15 protein-coding genes are annotated in these 15,646 nt (G+C 59.2%); 6 read left to right on the top strand and 9 right to left on the bottom strand.

The features are described from left to right. Window positions 1-83 precede the first annotated feature (83 nt). Both AWM69_RS12160 and AWM69_RS12155 read left to right on the top strand, forming a co-directional pair. On the top strand, window positions 84-554 hold the full coding sequence (locus tag AWM69_RS12160; RefSeq protein WP_131654842.1) for a glycine zipper domain-containing protein: 471 nt from the start codon (window positions 84-86) through the stop codon (window positions 552-554). 247 nt (window positions 555-801) lie between these two features. Beyond that, entirely contained in the window at window positions 802-1,728 is a 927-nt protein-coding gene (locus AWM69_RS12155) for a hypothetical protein (RefSeq protein WP_218726950.1), read from the top strand. A 140-nt stretch (window positions 1,729-1,868) separates the two neighbouring features. On the opposite strand, the gene AWM69_RS12150 is transcribed toward AWM69_RS12155, so the two are convergent. After that, window positions 1,869-2,333, bottom strand: a complete 465-nt coding sequence (locus tag AWM69_RS12150) for an Lrp/AsnC family transcriptional regulator (protein WP_048383863.1) — start codon at window positions 2,331-2,333, stop codon at window positions 1,869-1,871. Window positions 2,334-2,460: 127 nt separating this feature from the next. Here AWM69_RS12150 and AWM69_RS12145 point away from each other — a divergent pair, with 127 nt between their 5' ends. The 4 genes from AWM69_RS12145 to AWM69_RS12130 all read left to right on the top strand — a co-directional run bounded on the left by AWM69_RS12145 (window position 2,461) and on the right by AWM69_RS12130 (window position 6,432). After that, window positions 2,461-2,808, top strand: a complete 348-nt coding sequence (locus tag AWM69_RS12145) for a hypothetical protein (RefSeq protein WP_131654844.1) — start codon at window positions 2,461-2,463, stop codon at window positions 2,806-2,808. Between the two features lie 128 nt (window positions 2,809-2,936). After that, on the top strand, window positions 2,937-4,715 hold the full coding sequence (locus AWM69_RS12140) for a GspE/PulE family protein (protein WP_218726948.1): 1,779 nt from the start codon (window positions 2,937-2,939) through the stop codon (window positions 4,713-4,715). Window positions 4,716-4,822: 107 nt separating this feature from the next. Next, window positions 4,823-5,137 (top strand): DUF2388 domain-containing protein, encoded by a 315-nt coding sequence (locus tag AWM69_RS12135; protein WP_048383859.1) that lies wholly within the window; start codon window positions 4,823-4,825, stop codon window positions 5,135-5,137. A gap of 152 nt (window positions 5,138-5,289) precedes the next feature. Next, window positions 5,290-6,432, top strand: coding sequence for a DegT/DnrJ/EryC1/StrS aminotransferase family protein (locus AWM69_RS12130; protein ID WP_131654846.1), 1,143 nt, complete (start codon window positions 5,290-5,292; stop codon window positions 6,430-6,432). Window positions 6,433-6,530: 98 nt separating this feature from the next. Here the strand turns inward: AWM69_RS12130 and gcvH are convergent, their stop codons facing one another. From gcvH to AWM69_RS12090, 8 genes are all read right to left on the bottom strand, one after another. Continuing rightward, a complete protein-coding gene (gene gcvH / locus AWM69_RS12125; protein WP_131654847.1) occupies window positions 6,531-6,914 on the bottom strand; it encodes a glycine cleavage system protein GcvH in 384 nt (127 codons plus the stop codon). Window positions 6,915-6,976: 62 nt separating this feature from the next. Next, on the bottom strand, window positions 6,977-8,059 hold the full coding sequence (gene gcvT / locus AWM69_RS12120) for a glycine cleavage system aminomethyltransferase GcvT (protein ID WP_131654848.1): 1,083 nt from the start codon (window positions 8,057-8,059) through the stop codon (window positions 6,977-6,979). A 156-nt stretch (window positions 8,060-8,215) separates the two neighbouring features. Then, window positions 8,216-9,832 (bottom strand): iron ABC transporter permease, encoded by a 1,617-nt coding sequence (locus AWM69_RS12115; protein WP_048383848.1) that lies wholly within the window; start codon window positions 9,830-9,832, stop codon window positions 8,216-8,218. A gap of 163 nt (window positions 9,833-9,995) precedes the next feature. Then, window positions 9,996-10,997, bottom strand: coding sequence for an extracellular solute-binding protein (locus AWM69_RS12110; protein ID WP_131654850.1), 1,002 nt, complete (start codon window positions 10,995-10,997; stop codon window positions 9,996-9,998). Between the two features lie 138 nt (window positions 10,998-11,135). After that, window positions 11,136-12,353, bottom strand: a complete 1,218-nt coding sequence (locus AWM69_RS12105; RefSeq protein WP_218727006.1) for a 2-octaprenyl-3-methyl-6-methoxy-1,4-benzoquinol hydroxylase — start codon at window positions 12,351-12,353, stop codon at window positions 11,136-11,138. A gap of 85 nt (window positions 12,354-12,438) precedes the next feature. Further along, window positions 12,439-13,626: a 2-octaprenyl-6-methoxyphenyl hydroxylase gene (gene ubiH / locus AWM69_RS12100; RefSeq protein ID WP_218726947.1), complete on the bottom strand. Its 1,188-nt coding sequence runs from the start codon at window positions 13,624-13,626 to the stop codon at window positions 12,439-12,441. Beyond that, window positions 13,623-14,957, bottom strand: coding sequence for a Xaa-Pro aminopeptidase (gene pepP, locus AWM69_RS12095; protein WP_131654853.1), 1,335 nt, complete (start codon window positions 14,955-14,957; stop codon window positions 13,623-13,625). The genes ubiH and pepP overlap by 4 nt, the downstream gene beginning before the upstream one ends. A 29-nt stretch (window positions 14,958-14,986) precedes the next feature. Then, window positions 14,987-15,541 carry a YecA family protein gene (locus AWM69_RS12090; RefSeq protein WP_131654854.1) on the bottom strand — a complete coding sequence of 185 codons (555 nt, stop codon included), beginning with the start codon at window positions 15,539-15,541 and terminating at the stop codon, window positions 14,987-14,989. Between the last annotated feature and the right edge of the window lie 105 nt (window positions 15,542-15,646).

The following is a 15,646-nucleotide window of genomic DNA, read 5'->3' as shown; positions in this document are numbered from 1 at the left end:
AACTCGTGTTACTGGTCGGATTTTGATTGTCAGCAACGTCCTACAGCCTCAGGATCGCGTCGTCATCCCTTTGAGGCTTACTTATGAAGCTCACCTCGATTCTCTTGTTGTCCCTTGGCCTGGTCAGTGGCGTAGCCTCGGCCGGTGGCTCCACCGAAGCCGGTGTAGGCGGCGCATTAGGAGGTGTTCTGGGCGCCGTGGTCGGCCAACAAATAGGCGGCTCCACTGGCTCTGCAATTGGTGCAGGCCTGGGCGGCGCAGCGGGTAGTGCCGTGGGTGCCGACAGACGCAGCCGTGGCGAAGCGGCCATTGGCGGCGCGCTGGGCGCTGCAGGCGGCAACGTGTTGGGCCGCAGTGTCGGCGGCAGCACCGGCGCCCTGGTAGGCTCGGCTGCTGGTGGTGGTGCAGGGGGTGCCCTGGGCAACTACATGGGCAATAAGAGCGATTACGACGATCATCGTTATCGTGACCGCGACCGTCGCTACTACCGTGATGACCACCCTGGCCGTGGCCATGCGTATGGCCACCGCAAGCGCAACAAGCATCGTCATTGATGCACAAGAACGGGAGCCGAAAGGCTCCCGTTTTTTTTGGCCCCAGTACAGCAGGATCAATGCTGGCACTTTAATGCATTAAGCCCGTAACAAAATGCGTCAATCATGCAACCTGCATGACCGCAATGACGCTTCAGTTTTTTAACGCGCTGATAAATAACTGATTTATTCCAACCTCCAGAGTGGCACATGTTCTGCAATCTCCTGAGTGAACACCGCACTTCCCCACTTCAGGAGCACAACAACAATGATCGGGACAACAGAACACTATCCCGCTGCCCTGCCTGACACGTCTGGTCACTCAGGCGTTTCCTGGGCCGCGATCTTTGCAGGTGCCGCTGCTGCTGCCGCACTTTCTCTATTGCTGCTGATGCTTGGAGCAGGCCTGGGCTTCTCGGCCGTCTCACCATGGGCCGGTGAAGGGGTGGGGGCCAAAGGACTGGGCATTACCGCCATTGTCTGGCTGGCGATCACGCAAATCATCGCCTCGGGCATGGGCGGCTACCTGGCCGGTCGCCTGCGGGTCAAATGGACCAGCGTGCATGGCGATGAAGTGTACTTTCGCGACACGGCACATGGCTTTTTGGCGTGGGCCGTCGCGACGCTGGTCACCGTCACACTCATTGCAGGTTCGGTCAGCAGCGTAATTGGCAGTGGCGTACAGGCGGGTGCCAATGTTGCCTCCGGTGCCGCGAGTGCCATGAGCAACGCCGCAGGCAGCCAGGCCAATCAAGGTTCGGGCAATAGCTCCGATTACTTTATCGACACGCTGTTTCGTGACGAGCGCGGTACGGCTGTCAGCGAAGATGCGGCCCACGGCATTGTGACGCGCATCTTTGTCCGCAGCCTGGGCAATGACGGGCAACTCAGTGCCGAAGACCGTACTTACCTGGCACAAATCGTCGCCCAACGTACCAACCTCAGCCAGGCTGAAGCCGAGCAGCGGGTTGATCAGGTCTATGCCAACGCACATCAAGCCGTTGAAGACGCCAAGGTCAAAGCCAAGGAAGCAGCCGACACCGCAGCCAAAGTAGCCGCCTGGACCACCTTGTGGATGTTCATCACGCTGCTGATCGGCGCCTTCTTTGCCAGCCTGTGCGCCACCTTTGGTGGGCGTCGTCGCGATGCCGTGACGTCTCTGGAAACTGTTCCCCCATCCCCTGCAGCCTACTGATTCTGGAGAATAAAAATGCGCTCACTTCTGCTGTTTTTTCTCGGTATCCCGATCCCGATCATCATTCTGATCGCCCTGTTTGTGCACTGACCGACTAAAAAAACGGCCTTCCTCGCGAAGGCCGTTTTTTATGGCATGCGTTACACCGGCAAGCAGGTGGTGGACTTGATCTCGGAGAGCGCAACGATCGAGTTCACTTCTTGAATACCGGGCACCATGGACAGTTTCTCAAAGAAAAAACGTTCGTAGGCTTCGATATCGGCAGTGACGATGCGCAGCAGGAAATCCACAGCCCCCATCAGCACGTAGCATTCCAGCACCTCGGGAAAACCGCGGATCGCGTCGGTAAATTCGGTGAAGTTGGACCGCCCGTGAGCATTGAGTTTGATTTCGGCAAAAATCTGCGTATTGAGGCCGATTTTCTTGCGATCCAGCAAGGTCACCTGCCCGCGAATGATGCCTTCATCTTTCATCCGCTGGATGCGGCGCCAGCACGGTGATTGCGACAACCCCACCTTTTCTGCGATCTGCGCACTGGACAGCGAAGCGTCCTCTTGCAACAGCGCGAGAATACGCCGGTCGTAAACATCCAGACTGCCGTGCATAAAAACTCCTGAAAATTGATAAACACCGAATTGAACAAATCTATTACTGGCGAATTCATTGCATCTTAGATAAAAAAATTCCCACGCGGCGTGTAAATATTTCTCCAGTCTTGAGAGGAGCTATTTCATGCCGCACCTGGAAGCCGTTCACACGTCGACCCGCCCCGATGTCTGGGCCAGCAATGCCGCGCCCTGCCCCGTGTTGTTTCGTATCCAGGCCGAGGCGGATGCTGATGTGGTGTGCCGGGTACTCAACCTGTTTGCCTTGCAGCAACTGATGCCTCAACGCGTCGAGTCCATACGCAACGGCGATACCGTACGCATTGAGATACTCAGCCACGAACAGAGCTGGCATCGGGCCCAGGTGATCGGTGAAAAGCTGCGCAATCTGGTCAGCGTTTTCGACCTGCAAGTACAGCCGGCGCATGCTGCAAAGGCGGCAGAATTTGCAGATATCGCCATCAGACACTGCTGAGCCGGCGGGTAATAGACAGCAATCATTGAGCGCTTCGGGGTAGCCACGACGCGACTAGGCTTGGGTTTCACGGTCAGGACAAGGAGATGTCCGGGCCGATGCTTAGCCGATGTCACCCAGGAGCCTTTATGCGCAACCCCCTCTCCCGTGACCAGCCGCTGGACCTCCAGCAGCTGGTATCCACCTTGCTCACTCAAGGCCGGCTCCGGCAAACCTGCGCCGAACAGGTGTTGATCACGGGCCGCAACGCCCCGTGCAATCTGTTGCACCCGCTGGTGTTTCTGGCCGAACAGCGCCTCCAGGACCTCAGCCGTCCCGGCAAAACCCTTGACCTGGAAACCCTGACCGCCTGGCTCGCCGAACAGTGCCAGCAACCTTACCTGCGCATTGATCCGCTAAAAATCGATGTGGCCAGCGTCACCGGGCTGATGTCTTTTGCCTTTGCCCAGCGCCATGAAATCCTCGCGGTGGCGGCCAACGAGCAGGCCGTCACCATTGCCAGCGCACAGCCCTGGATCAGCAGTTGGGAGGCCGACCTCAGGCAGGTACTCAAGCGACCGATCAAGCGGGTCATTGCCAACCCCCAGGAAATCCAGCGCCTGAGCGTGGAGTTTTTTCAGTTGGCCAAATCGGTCACCGGGGCTGCGCTCAATGACCAGAAAGGCGTTCAGCAGCACGCCCTCGAACAGTTGCTCACCCTTGGCGCCAGCAATCAGGAGCCCGATGCCGACGATGCGCACATCGTAAATATCGTCGATTGGCTGTTGCAGTACGCCTTTGAACAGCGAGCCAGCGATATTCACATCGAGCCGCGCCGAGAACAGGGCTGCGTGCGTTTACGCATCGACGGGGTGCTGCATAACGTTTACCAATTTCCACCTCCCGTCACGACCGCCATCGTGAGTCGCCTGAAAAGCCTGGGCCGAATGAATGTCGCCGAAAAACGCAAACCTCAGGACGGCCGGATAAAAACCCAAACGCCTGGCGGGGCTGAGGTGGAGTTAAGGCTTGGCACCTTGCCCACCGCCTTTGGCGAAAAAATGGTCATGCGTGTTTTCGACCCGCAGGTACTGCTAAAGAGCTTCGATCAGTTGGGTTTCAGCGCCGAAGACATGCATCGCTGGCAACAGATGACCACCCAGCCCAATGGCATCATTTTGCTCACCGGGCCTACCGGCTCGGGCAAAACCAGCACCCTCTATGCCACCCTCAAACAGCTCGCCACACCCCAGATCAATCTCTGCACTCTGGAAGACCCCATCGAGATGATCGAACCGGCCTTCAACCAGATGCAGGTTCAACCCGGTATCGACCTGACCTTCGCCAACGGCGTACGAGCCCTGATGCGCCAGGACCCGGACATCATCATGCTCGGCGAAATACGGGACCTGGAAACCGCTGAAATGGCGATCCAGGCCGCCTTGACCGGGCACCTGGTGCTGTCGACGCTGCACACCAATGACGCACCGAGCGCGATCAGTCGCCTGCAAGAGCTCGGGATCGCCCCCTACTTGATCAAGGCCACTCTGCTGGGCGTCATGGCCCAGCGTTTGGTCAGAGTCCTGTGTCCTGACTGCAAGACCGAGCAGGCGCTGGCGCGCAGCGACTGGCAAAGTTTTGCCCCGGGCTGGGCTGAACCGTCACCTGCTCGTGCCTGCCGGGCTGTTGGCTGCGTGGAGTGTCGAGACACCGGTTATGGCGGGCGGGCGGGGGTGTATGAAATGATGCTGATGAGCCCTCGCCTCAAGGCACTGATCGGCTCGCAAACAGACGCCAGCGCCTTGCACCACTTGGCCTGCAGCGAAGGCATGCAGCCCTTGCGGCTCGCGGCGGCGCACAAAGTGGCGACGGGAATGACCACGCTGGAAGAAGCCCTGAGAGTGACACCCAACAGTTTTGTGGAATAAGCCTCTGGCCATATGGCTAAATGTTGCATAGAGCCGTTAGTTTGCGGAACTAGACTGGCCTGACCAGGATCAAACTTGGCAGTTAACTAATATCGGAGTCACCCGTCATGCGCCTTAAATATGCTGTAGCTGCTATCGCACTGCTGTCCCTTCCTGTTGGTTCTGCAATGGCCGATACGTTCTGGCGTAACGTCCTGTCCTCGGGTGCTACCACAGGTTCCACTTATCTGACCTTCAAAAAGGACCGTAAAGTGATCGCCGCCCAGGATGATGCTGGCAGCTTTGTAGCCAGCAACGGCTCGATCCGCGGTCCATACCTGGAGTCCGCCATGCAGCAAGTGCGTGCCGACAATCCAGGTCTGAAAGCGACCGATATGGATCTGGCAAACGCCATCCTGGCGAAAAACGCCACCGCCGAGTAAGCCCGGCACTTGCAGGAGCGGGCAAGCTCGCTCCTGCAAGCCGCTTCATTCAGCGTTGATACAGTATTTTCAACTGATGTGAGCCATGCTCTGGGTATGATCTTGTGGTTACGGATCACCTCTCTTCATCTCACATCGGACGCCTTGCCTCTATGAGCTCGTTGCCTTTCCTGCCGTTTTCCAAACCCTCCATCGATGAAGCCACCATTGCCGCCGTAGGCGACGTGCTGCGCTCCGGCTGGATCACCAGCGGCCCCAAGGTTCAGGCATTCGAAGCGCAACTGTCCGAATACTTTGGCGGACGCCCGGTACGAACCTTCAACTCCGGCACGTGCACCCTGGAAATCGCATTGCGCATCGCGGGCATAGGTCCTGGCGATGAAGTGATCACCACCCCGATTTCATGGGTCGCCACCGCCAACGTGATTCTGGAAGTAGGCGCTACCCCGGTGTTTGCCGATATCGACCCGGTCACCCGAAATATCGATCTGGCCAAGGTCGAGGCAGCCATCACGGCGCGTACCAAAGCCATCATCCCGGTGTATCTGTCAGGCCTGCCGGTCGACATGGATGCGCTGTACGCTCTGGCCGACAAGCACCATCTGCGCGTTGTCGAAGACGCCGCCCAGGCCCTGGGCTCGAGCTGGCAAGACCAGCGCATCGGTGCTCGCGGCGATCTGGTTTCATTCAGCTTTCAGGCCAACAAGAACATCACCTCGTCCGAGGGCGGCTGCCTGGTGCTGAACAATGAAGACGAGGCCAGACTGGCCGAGAAATACCGCTTGCAGGGCGTGACACGTACCGGCTTCGACGGGCTCGATGTCGACGTGCTGGGTGGCAAGTTCAATATGACGGATATTGCTGCAGCCATCGGGCTGGGCCAGTTTGCCCACATTGAAGCGATCACGGCCCATCGCCGGGAATTGGCCGAGCATTATTTCGCCTGCTTCGGACCCGATTTTGAAGCCGCCTACGGCGCGCAATTGCCGGTGGCCGACTTCACTAACACCAATTGGCATTTATTCCAGCTGGTGCTGCCAGAACGCAAGGATGGCCAGCCGGCCCGCGCCACCTTCATGAAAGAGATGCAGGCGCTAGGTGTCGGCGTGGGTTATCACTACCCGCCCATTCACTTGCTGAGTCTTTATCGTGCGCGCGGATTTAGCGAAGGGATGTTGCCGATTGCCGAACGTGTCGGGCGATTGATCGTGTCATTGCCGATGTTTACGACGATGACCAAAGCTGATGTCGAGCGCTCGGTGGCGGCGGTAAAAGCTGTGCTTAACGCCGTGTAAGAGTGAGCTTGTTCACGAAACATACAATGCAGTGTGTGTTTCACCGCAGTGATGCTATCGCGAGCAAGCTCGCTCCTTCAGGAGTCAGGGCGTCTGGCTTACTCGCCGATAGCGGCTTTGTAACTGGCAGCGTCCAGCAGTTTTTCCAGCTCTGCCGTGTTGCTTGGCTTGAGCTTGAAGATCCAGCTTGCGTACGGCGCGTTGTTCAGCTCTTCAGGGCTGTCCGCCAAGGCTTCGTTGACCGCAATCACTTCGCCAGACACCGGCGCGTAGATATCAGAGGCCGCTTTTACCGACTCTACAACACCCGCGGTATCACCTGCCGCGAACACCTTGCCGACTTCGGCCAGTTCAACAAATACCACATCTCCCAAGGCTTCCTGAGCGTGATCACTGATGCCCACGGTAACCGTGCCATCCGCTTCCAGACGCGCCCACTCGTGACTTTCAGCAAAGCGCAGATCAGCAGGAATTTCGCTCATATTCAGTGTCCTCAAGAAGAAATGTCAGCAGCCCGCACTCTGCGCGGGGCCGCCAGTAAACGTTAGATCAAGGCTTTGCCCTGACGAACAAAAGTCGGTTTGACTACACGAACCGGGTACCACTTGCCACGGATCTCAACCTCGGCCCGGTCAGCCGTGGCCATCGGCACTCGCGCCAGAGCGATCGATTTGCTTAGCGTAGGAGAGAAACTACCACTGGTGATCTCCCCTTCGCCAACATCGGCGATACGCACCACTTGATGAGCGCGCAAAACGCCTCGCTCTTCAAGCACCAGCCCCACGAGTTTGAGCTGTACGCCGCCAGCTTTTTCGGCTTCCAGCGCTTCACGTCCGATGAATTTTCGCGAGGCAGGTTCCCACGCGATGGTCCAGTCCATATTGGCGGAAAGTGGCGACACCGCCAGGTGAATATCCTGCCCGTAAAGGTTCATGCCCGCTTCAAGACGCAAGGTATCGCGGGCACCCAAGCCAATCGGCGAGATACCCGCACCTACCAGATCGTTAAAGAAGGCCGGGGCCTGATCGGCCGGGAGCACAATCTCCAGGCCATCTTCGCCGGTGTAGCCGGTGCGGGCAATAAACCAGTCACCGCTGCTCTGCCCTTCGAAGGGCTTGAGCTGCTGGATAAGCTGGCTGCGAGCCTGATCCACCAGCTCGGCGACCTTATGCCGTGCATGCGGCCCCTGAATCGCCAGCAAGGCCAATTCGGGACGTTCACGCAGTTGCACGTCATAGCCTTGCAGCTGGGCGGTCATCCACGCCAGGTCCTGATCGCGAGTGGCGGCGTTGACAATAAGCCGATAACCCGCAGGCATCAGGTAGACGATCATATCGTCGACCACACCGCCTTTTTCATTGAGCATGGCGCTATAGAGCGCGCGGCCGGGCGTGTTAAGACGTTCGACATCGTTAGCCAATAAATACTGGAGCCATTCCTTGGCCTGAACCCCGGTGACGTCAATCACGGTCATATGCGAGACATCAAAAACCCCGCAGTCTCGACGCACCTCATGGTGCTCCTCGACTTGCGAGCCATAATGCAAGGGCATATCCCAACCGCCAAAATCGACCATCTTCGCGCCAAGGGCGAGATGCAGGTCATACAGAGGCGTACGCTGTCCCATGGGTTTCTCCTTCCGGGCTTGGCGAAGGTGCGGACAGGCTTATCAAGCGTTTGAAGCCGCTAGGGGTGGCCATCTTACGCTTGGCATAGAACCTGATCTGACAGACAGACCGCACCGAATGCCGCGCATTGTATCCGCATGGGGAAGGACTGGCACCTAGCCGATTCGATGTGCCGAGCGCCGGATCAGCCCGATCACGGGCAACAAGCCAACCAGCACCAGTGTCAGGGCCGGCAATGATGCCCGCGCCCATTCGCCTTCACTGGTCATTTCAAAGATGCGCACCGCCAACGTGTCCCAGCCAAACGGGCGCATGAGCAAGGTGGCGGGCATTTCCTTGAGTACATCGACAAATACCAGCAGCGCCGCACTCAAGGTGCCCGGCAGTAATAGCGGCAGATACACTTTGAAAAAAAGTCGTGGCCCACTCACGCCCAGGCTGCGGGCGGCTTCCGGCAATGACGGTCGAATCCGCGCAAGGCTGCTTTCAAGAGGGCCATAAGCGACGGCAATGAATCGCACCAGATAGGCCAGCAGCAAGGCCGACAGGCTGCCCAGCAACAACGGTTTACCCGCGCCGCCCAGCCAGCCGGACACCGGTATGACCAACTCACGGTCCAGATAACTGAACGCCAGCATGATCGACACGGCCAACACCGACCCAGGCAAGGCATATCCCAGGTTTGCCAGGCTGACACCGGCGCGAATGGTCGGGGTCGGTGCCTGGCGCCGGGCAAAGGCCAGCACCAGCGCCACACTGACGGTGATCAAGGCCGCCATGCTGCCCAGGTACAGGGTATGCACGATCAAACCGGTGTAACGCTCATCCAGGTCAAAGCGCCCGCGCTGCCAAAACCACACCACCAGTTGCAGCATCGGGATCACAAAAGCGCAGGCGAACACCAGCAAGCACCAGCCACTGGCCAACCAGGCCTTCAGCCCCCGCAGGTGATACAGGGCCTTGACCCGTGGTCGTTCGTTACTGGCGCGGTTGGCCCCGCGGGCTTTGCGCTCACCGTAGAGCACCACCATCACCACCAGCAACAGCAAGCTGGCCAGTTGCGCTGCCGTCGACAGACTGAAAAAACCGTACCAGGTTTTGTAGATGGCAGTGGTGAACGTGTCGAAATTGAACACCGACACGGCGCCAAAATCAGCCAGGGTTTCCATCAACGCCAGCGCCACACCGGCCCCGATCGCCGGGCGGGCCATCGGCAATGCCACGCGCCAGAACGCCTGCCAGGGGCTTTGGCCCAGCACTCGGGCGGCCTCCATCAGGCCTTTGCCCTGCGCCAGGAAGGCGGTGCGCGCCAGCAAGTAAACGTACGGGTAAAACACCAGAATCAGGACAATGATCACGCCACCGGTAGAACGCACCCGCGGCAATCGCAGGCCCATGCCAAACCATTCACGCAGCAGGGTTTGCACTGGCCCGGCAAAGTCGAGCAAACCCACAAACACGAATGCCAGAACATAGGCCGGAATCGCAAACGGCAGCATCAGGGCCCAGTCCAGCCAGCGCCGGCCCGGGAACTCGCACAAACTGGTCAGCCACGCCAGACTCACGCCAAGCAGCGTCACCCCAATACCGACCCCCACGATCAGTGTCAGGGTGTTACCCAGCAAACGTGGCATTTGCGTGTCCCAGAGATGGCTCCATATCTGGGTATCAATGCTTTGCCAGGACAGCAGCAAGACGCTCAGCGGCAATAGAACCAGAGCTGCAATGACAAAGACCAGCGGATACCAGCGACGTTGGGCAGGATGGGCCACGAAAAACTCTCGGAAGGTGGGTGGAGGTACAACACGCAGAAAGCATATAGCCGCTGCCGCAGAGTGCGACGGGGCGCGCAGTACCCTCAATAATTTGAAAGTCCTGCGGCCCCTGTCTCAGCCTGCGGCAGCGGCTACAAAGGTAGAGCGTTTTGAGTATTTATCAGTTCCAGCCAGCGCGGTCCATCATGCGGATCGCTTCGGCCTGGCGCTTGCCTGCAACTTCAACGGGCATGGCGTCGGCCTTGAAGCTGCCCCAGCTGGCGACTTCAGCCGAAGGGGCAACGCCTGGATTGGCCGGGAATTCCTGGTTGGTGCCGGCAAAAATCGCTTGGGCTTCAGGTGTGGTCATCCATTCGACCAGTGCCTTGGCCGCTTCCGGGTGCGGCGCATATTTGGTCAGGCCAATGCCCGACAGGTTGACGTGCACACCCCGGTCCGCCTGGTTCGGCCAGAACAATTTGACCGCCAGATCCGGCTTCTGCTTGTGCAGGCGACCGTAGTAGTAGGTATTGACGATGCCGACATCGCACTGCCCGGCGTTGATCGCTTCCAGCACCGCGATGTCATCCGAGAATACGTCAGTGGACAGGTTGTTCACCCAGCCCTTGAGGATCTCTTCGGTTTTTTGCGCACCGTTCACTTCGATCATGGTGGCGGTCAGTGACTGGTTGTACACCTTCTTGGCCGTACGCAGGCACAGGCGGCCTTCCCACTCTTTGCCAGCCAGGGCTTCGTAGGTCGACAGTTCTTCAGGTTTAACGCGGTCGGTCGAATAGGCGATGGTACGGGCGCGCAAGCTCAGACCGGTCCACTGGTGGGAAGAAGAGCGGTATTGCGGCGGAATGTTCTTGTCGATCACCTCAGAAGTGAGCGGCTGCAGGATGCCCATTTGCTCGGCTTGCCAGAGGTTGCCGGCGTCCACGGTCAGCAACAGGTCGGCCGTGGCGTTTTCGCCTTCAGCCTTGATGCGCTGCATCAATGGCGCCTCTTTATCGGTGATGAACTTGACCTTGACCCCGGTCTTGGCGGTATAGGCATCAAATACCGGCTTGATCAGCTCATCGATACGCGAGGAATAGACCACCACTTCGTCGGCAGCAAATACGCTGCTCCCGAAAAGGGTAAGGGCCAGGGCAGTCAGTAGACGCTTGGGTGCCAACATGGAGGGCGGTCTCTCTTAATGCGAATCGGGCGTAAATGGTAGTGAATCACATTTGCCAGCTCAACCTAACTCGCCCCCGAGGCGTTACCAGATGTTGCAGGCCCGACAAAAGCCTGCGGTAGCCTCTGACGCAATCGGTCAGGGTTTGGCCAGCGGCGGCAAATCACCGGTCAGGCCAAGGGCCTGGCGCACAAACACGGCTTTGGCCTCGGGCATGTTGTTGACCCATTTCAAACCGGTGTTACGCAACAGGCGCACGGCCAACGAGTCGGCCTGGAACAATCGCTCAAAGCCTTCCATTGCGGCCATGAGCGCCAGGTTATGCGGCATGCGGCGGCGCTCGTAACGGCTCAGCACACGAACATCGGCCAATCGTTCGCCACGATCGGCGGCGTGCAACAGCACCTGGGCCAGGACCGCCGCATCCAGGAAGCCCAGGTTAACGCCCTGCCCGGCCAGCGGGTGAATGGTATGCGCCGCATCACCGATCAGCACCAGCCCCTCGGCGACATAGCGCTTGGCATGACGCTGACGCAAGGGCACGCACACCCGCGGATCGGCGCTGAGCACCTGACCCAGACGCCCTTCAAAGGCCAGTTCGAGCTCACGACAAAAGGCAGCATCGTCCATCGCCATCGCCCGTTCGGCCAGCTCAGGTGTGGTCGACCAGACAATCGAGCACCAGTCCTGTTGCCCGTCGCGCGCCAACGGCAGGAATGCCAAGGGGCCGTGGTCAGTAAAGCGCTGCCACGCGGTCTGCTGATGCGGCCTGGAGCAACGCACGCTGGTCACGATGGCGTGATGCTGGTAATCCCACTCGCGGGTCTCACAGCCTGTCAGGCGGCGCACGGCCGAGTTGGCGCCATCGGCAGCCACCACCAGCGGCGCGCGCAGCGTACGGCCATCAGCCAGAGTCAGAAGCCAGTCGTCGCCGGAGCGGCGCATTTGTTCAAGGCGCGCATTGGGCAGCATTTCGATGGCGGTGCCGTGCAGGCAATCCAGCAGGGCGTCTTGCACCACGCGGTTTTCGACGATATGCCCCAGGACTTCGGCATGCACGCTGGCCGCCGAAAAATGGATCTCACCTGTGCCACTGCCGTCCCACACCTGCATGTGCGCATACGGACTGGTGCGCCGACCGGTGATGCCTGCCCAGGCGCCAAGGCGCTCCAGAATGCGCTGGCTGGCGGCCGACAAGGCGCTGACACGCGGTTCAAACGGCAGCTCGGCAGCAAAGGGTTTGACACTCAGCGGGCTGCCATCGAGCAGCAGGATTTTCAACCCGCTGTCCTTGAGCGCCAACGCCAGTGCGCTTCCGACCATTCCGGCCCCTACAATCAGCAGATCTGCGCGCATTTCCATGCTTTAAGCCTGTCTCGCTAGCGGCCTGGGCCGCACCTGAAAAAAGAATCGACACGGGGCGTGCTCGCCCCGGTCGCTATCAACTGTCCGGGCGGGTGCCCAGGCCCATGGCCTGACGGGCAAACCAGCGCTTGGCCGGCGGCAATAAATCGAGCCCCAGCAAGCCCAGGTTACGACCAAACGAGAGCAGCGTCTGATCACTGCCAAACAGACGTGTCACTTGATCCGAAAAGCCAATCGTCAGTTGTTGATCCAACTGTTGGCGCTGTTGATAACTCAAGAGCGTTGCCAGGTCACCGGGCTGCTTGTCACTCGCCAGCAAGGCATCCGCCAGGGCCTGGGCATCACGCAACGACAGGTTGAAACCCTGCCCGGCAATTGGATGCAGGCTATGAGCCGCATTGCCCAGTACCGCCAGATGCGGGCGTACCTGTTCTTCAGCTTCAATCAGCGTCAGCGGGTACAGGTGCCGGGCACCGACCTGCTTGAGGGTCCCAAGGCGATAGCCGAACACGCCCTGCAACTCTCTCAGAAAACTGCGCTCATCCAGTTCGGCCAGGCGCTGGGCGTCCATGCCGAGGCGGGTCCACACCAATGCGCAGCGGTTATCGGACAAGGGCAGCAGGGCCATCGGGCCTTCGTCGGTGAAGCGCTCGAAGGCCATCCCGGCGTGGGGCTGACTGGGGGTAATGTTGGCGATTAACGCACTTTGATCGTAGGGTCGCTGGCGCACGTTAATACCCAACTGCTCGCGCAACCCGGAGCGCCCGCCGTCGGCCAATACCGCAAGGTCGCATTCCAGCGTGGTTTCGTCATTGAGCGTCAGGCGATACCCGTCTTCAAGCGGCTGCAGGCGAGTCACTTCAGCCGGGCAACGCCAAATGATCACGTCCGGGTCCAGCCCCTTCCACAGGCACTGGCCGAGCCAGGCGTTTTCGACCACATAACCCAGCGCCGGAACACCTTCCTCGCCAGCCGACAGGCGCGCCGTCGAGAAGCGCCCCCGATCGGACACGTGAATATCCAGGATCGGCTCGGCCCGCTCGGCAATGGCAGACCAAAGGCCAAGGCGCTCGTAGATTTGCCGGGCGCCATAGCTCAGTGCCGATGAACGGGCATCGTAACTGGGCTGGTAACTGTTCCCGGGGGCAAACGGCTCAATCAATACGATCTTCCAGCCCCGGGCCTTGGCTCCGGCTTGCAACGCCAAAGCCAGGCTGGCGCCAACCAGACCGCCGCCGATGATTGCCAGATTGACTCGATTCATGCCGCGCTCGCTCGTGCTGCCGCCATCAAGGCTTCGATTTCAGCAACGGTTTTTGGCACGTCGCCGGTCAGGATTTCACAGCCGTTTTTGGTCACCACGACATCATCCTCGATGCGCACACCGATGCCGCGCCATTTTTTGGCAACCTGCTGATTATTCGGACTGATGTAAATGCCGGGCTCCACGGTCAAGGTCATGCCGACCTCCAGCACGCGCCACTCGCCGCCCACTTTGTACTCACCGACATCATGCACATCGAGCCCCAGCCAATGACCCGCGCGGTGCATGTAAAACGCTTTGTAGGCTTCGCAGGCAATCAACTGGTCGACATCGCCTTCCAGCAAGCCCAGCGCCACCAGACCTTCGGTAATCACTTGAACCGTGGCTTCGTGCGCCTGATTCCAGTGCTTGTCCGGGGCGATCTGGGCAAAAGCGGCCTCTTGCGCTGCCAGCACCAATTCGTAAATGGCTTTTTGTTCCGGCGAAAAGGTGCCGCTCACCGGGAACGTGCGGCTGATGTCGCTGGCGTAGCAGTCGATTTCACAGCCCGCATCAATCAAGACCAGATCGCCCTCCCTGAGCAGGGCGTCGTTTTCCTGATAATGCAGGATGCAGCTGTTGTCGCCGGAAGCAACGATCGAACCGTATGCCGGCATTTTTGCTCCGCTTCGCCGAAATTCGTAATCCAGCTCGGCTTCAAGGCTGTACTCATGCAAGCCGTGACGGCTGGCCTGCATGGCACGGACATGGGCGCGGGCTGAAATCTGCGCCGCATGGCGCATGACCTTGATCTCTGCCGCTGATTTATACAGACGCATGTCATGCAGCAGATGATCCAGCGCAACGAATTCGTTAGGCGGCTGGGCCCCGAGGCTGGCCTTGGAGCGAATCGCATTGATCCACTCCATCAGATGACGGTCGAATTCGGGATTGCTGCCCATTGCCGAGTACACCCGGTCACGGCCTTCAATCAGGCCGGGCAGGATGTCGTCGATGTCGGCAATCGGGAACGCGTCATCAGCGCCAAAGTCACGGATGGCGCCTTCTTGCCCCGCGCGCAAGCCATCCCACAACTCACGCTCGGCATTGCGCTCACGGCAAAACAGCACGTATTCACCGTGTACCCGGCCAGGGATCAATACGATCACCGCCTGAGGCTCGGGAAAACCGCTCAAATACTGGAAGTTGCTGTCTTGACGATAAACATGTTCAACATCGCGGTTGCGAATGGCCACCGCAGCGGCGGGCAAAATCGCGATGCTGTTGGGCTCCATCTGCGCCATGAGCGCCTTGCGGCGACGTGTGTATTCCGATTTCGGGATATGAATCATGGGCAGACGGGTTCCCTCTTGACGATCAATCAGTGCAGCGAAGGCTTGGCAGCGGGCTCAACGGTTTTCTTGGTTTCGGTGAACAGCAACAACGGCGCAACGCGCAGGTATTCCATCACTTCCATGTAGTCGGTTTCGCCGTCTTCGGATTCTTCCAGGGCATCCTGAACCTGAGCGATGGCCGCCAGGTCCTGCAACACTTCCTTGGCTTCAGTGCTCAAGGCATTGTCACGATAGTTGAGCCCAAAACCGGACAGGAAGCCCTGGCACCATTGGCCCAGCGCAATAGCACGCTCGGTCAGCGGCTCGTCATCGGTTGGCAACAACAGAACGACCGTCATGTCGTCACTGGTCAGCTCGCCTTTAACCATCTCTTGCAAGCCGACAAGGGCATTGCGTACGTTGTCTTGCGGCTCACCTAAAAGCAGTTCGTTGGCATCGGCCAACCAGCCGTCGGCATCGAAGCCGGCACCGGCACAACTGCGGCCCAGCAAGTGGCCATGCAGCTCAGCAGGCGAAACAGAATGGCCGCTGGCGGTCAGCAGGGTGACAAAGGCTTGATACGGGGAATTTTGAATGGGCATGGGCTGCTAGGCGCCAAGCGGCGCAATGTCTAGAATGAAGGCCTTGTATCCTAGCATCGGCAGACGTTCCAAGACTATCGAGGCGTCAACTCGTTTGACAGTCAC

Origin of the sequence: Pseudomonas sp. D1HM, assembly GCF_019266105.1 — a bacterium.
GTDB classification, from domain to species: domain Bacteria; phylum Pseudomonadota; class Gammaproteobacteria; order Pseudomonadales; family Pseudomonadaceae; genus Aquipseudomonas; species Aquipseudomonas taetrolens.
Note: the sequence above shows the minus strand (reverse complement) of the source record. Positions and strands in the feature narration are given on the sequence as shown.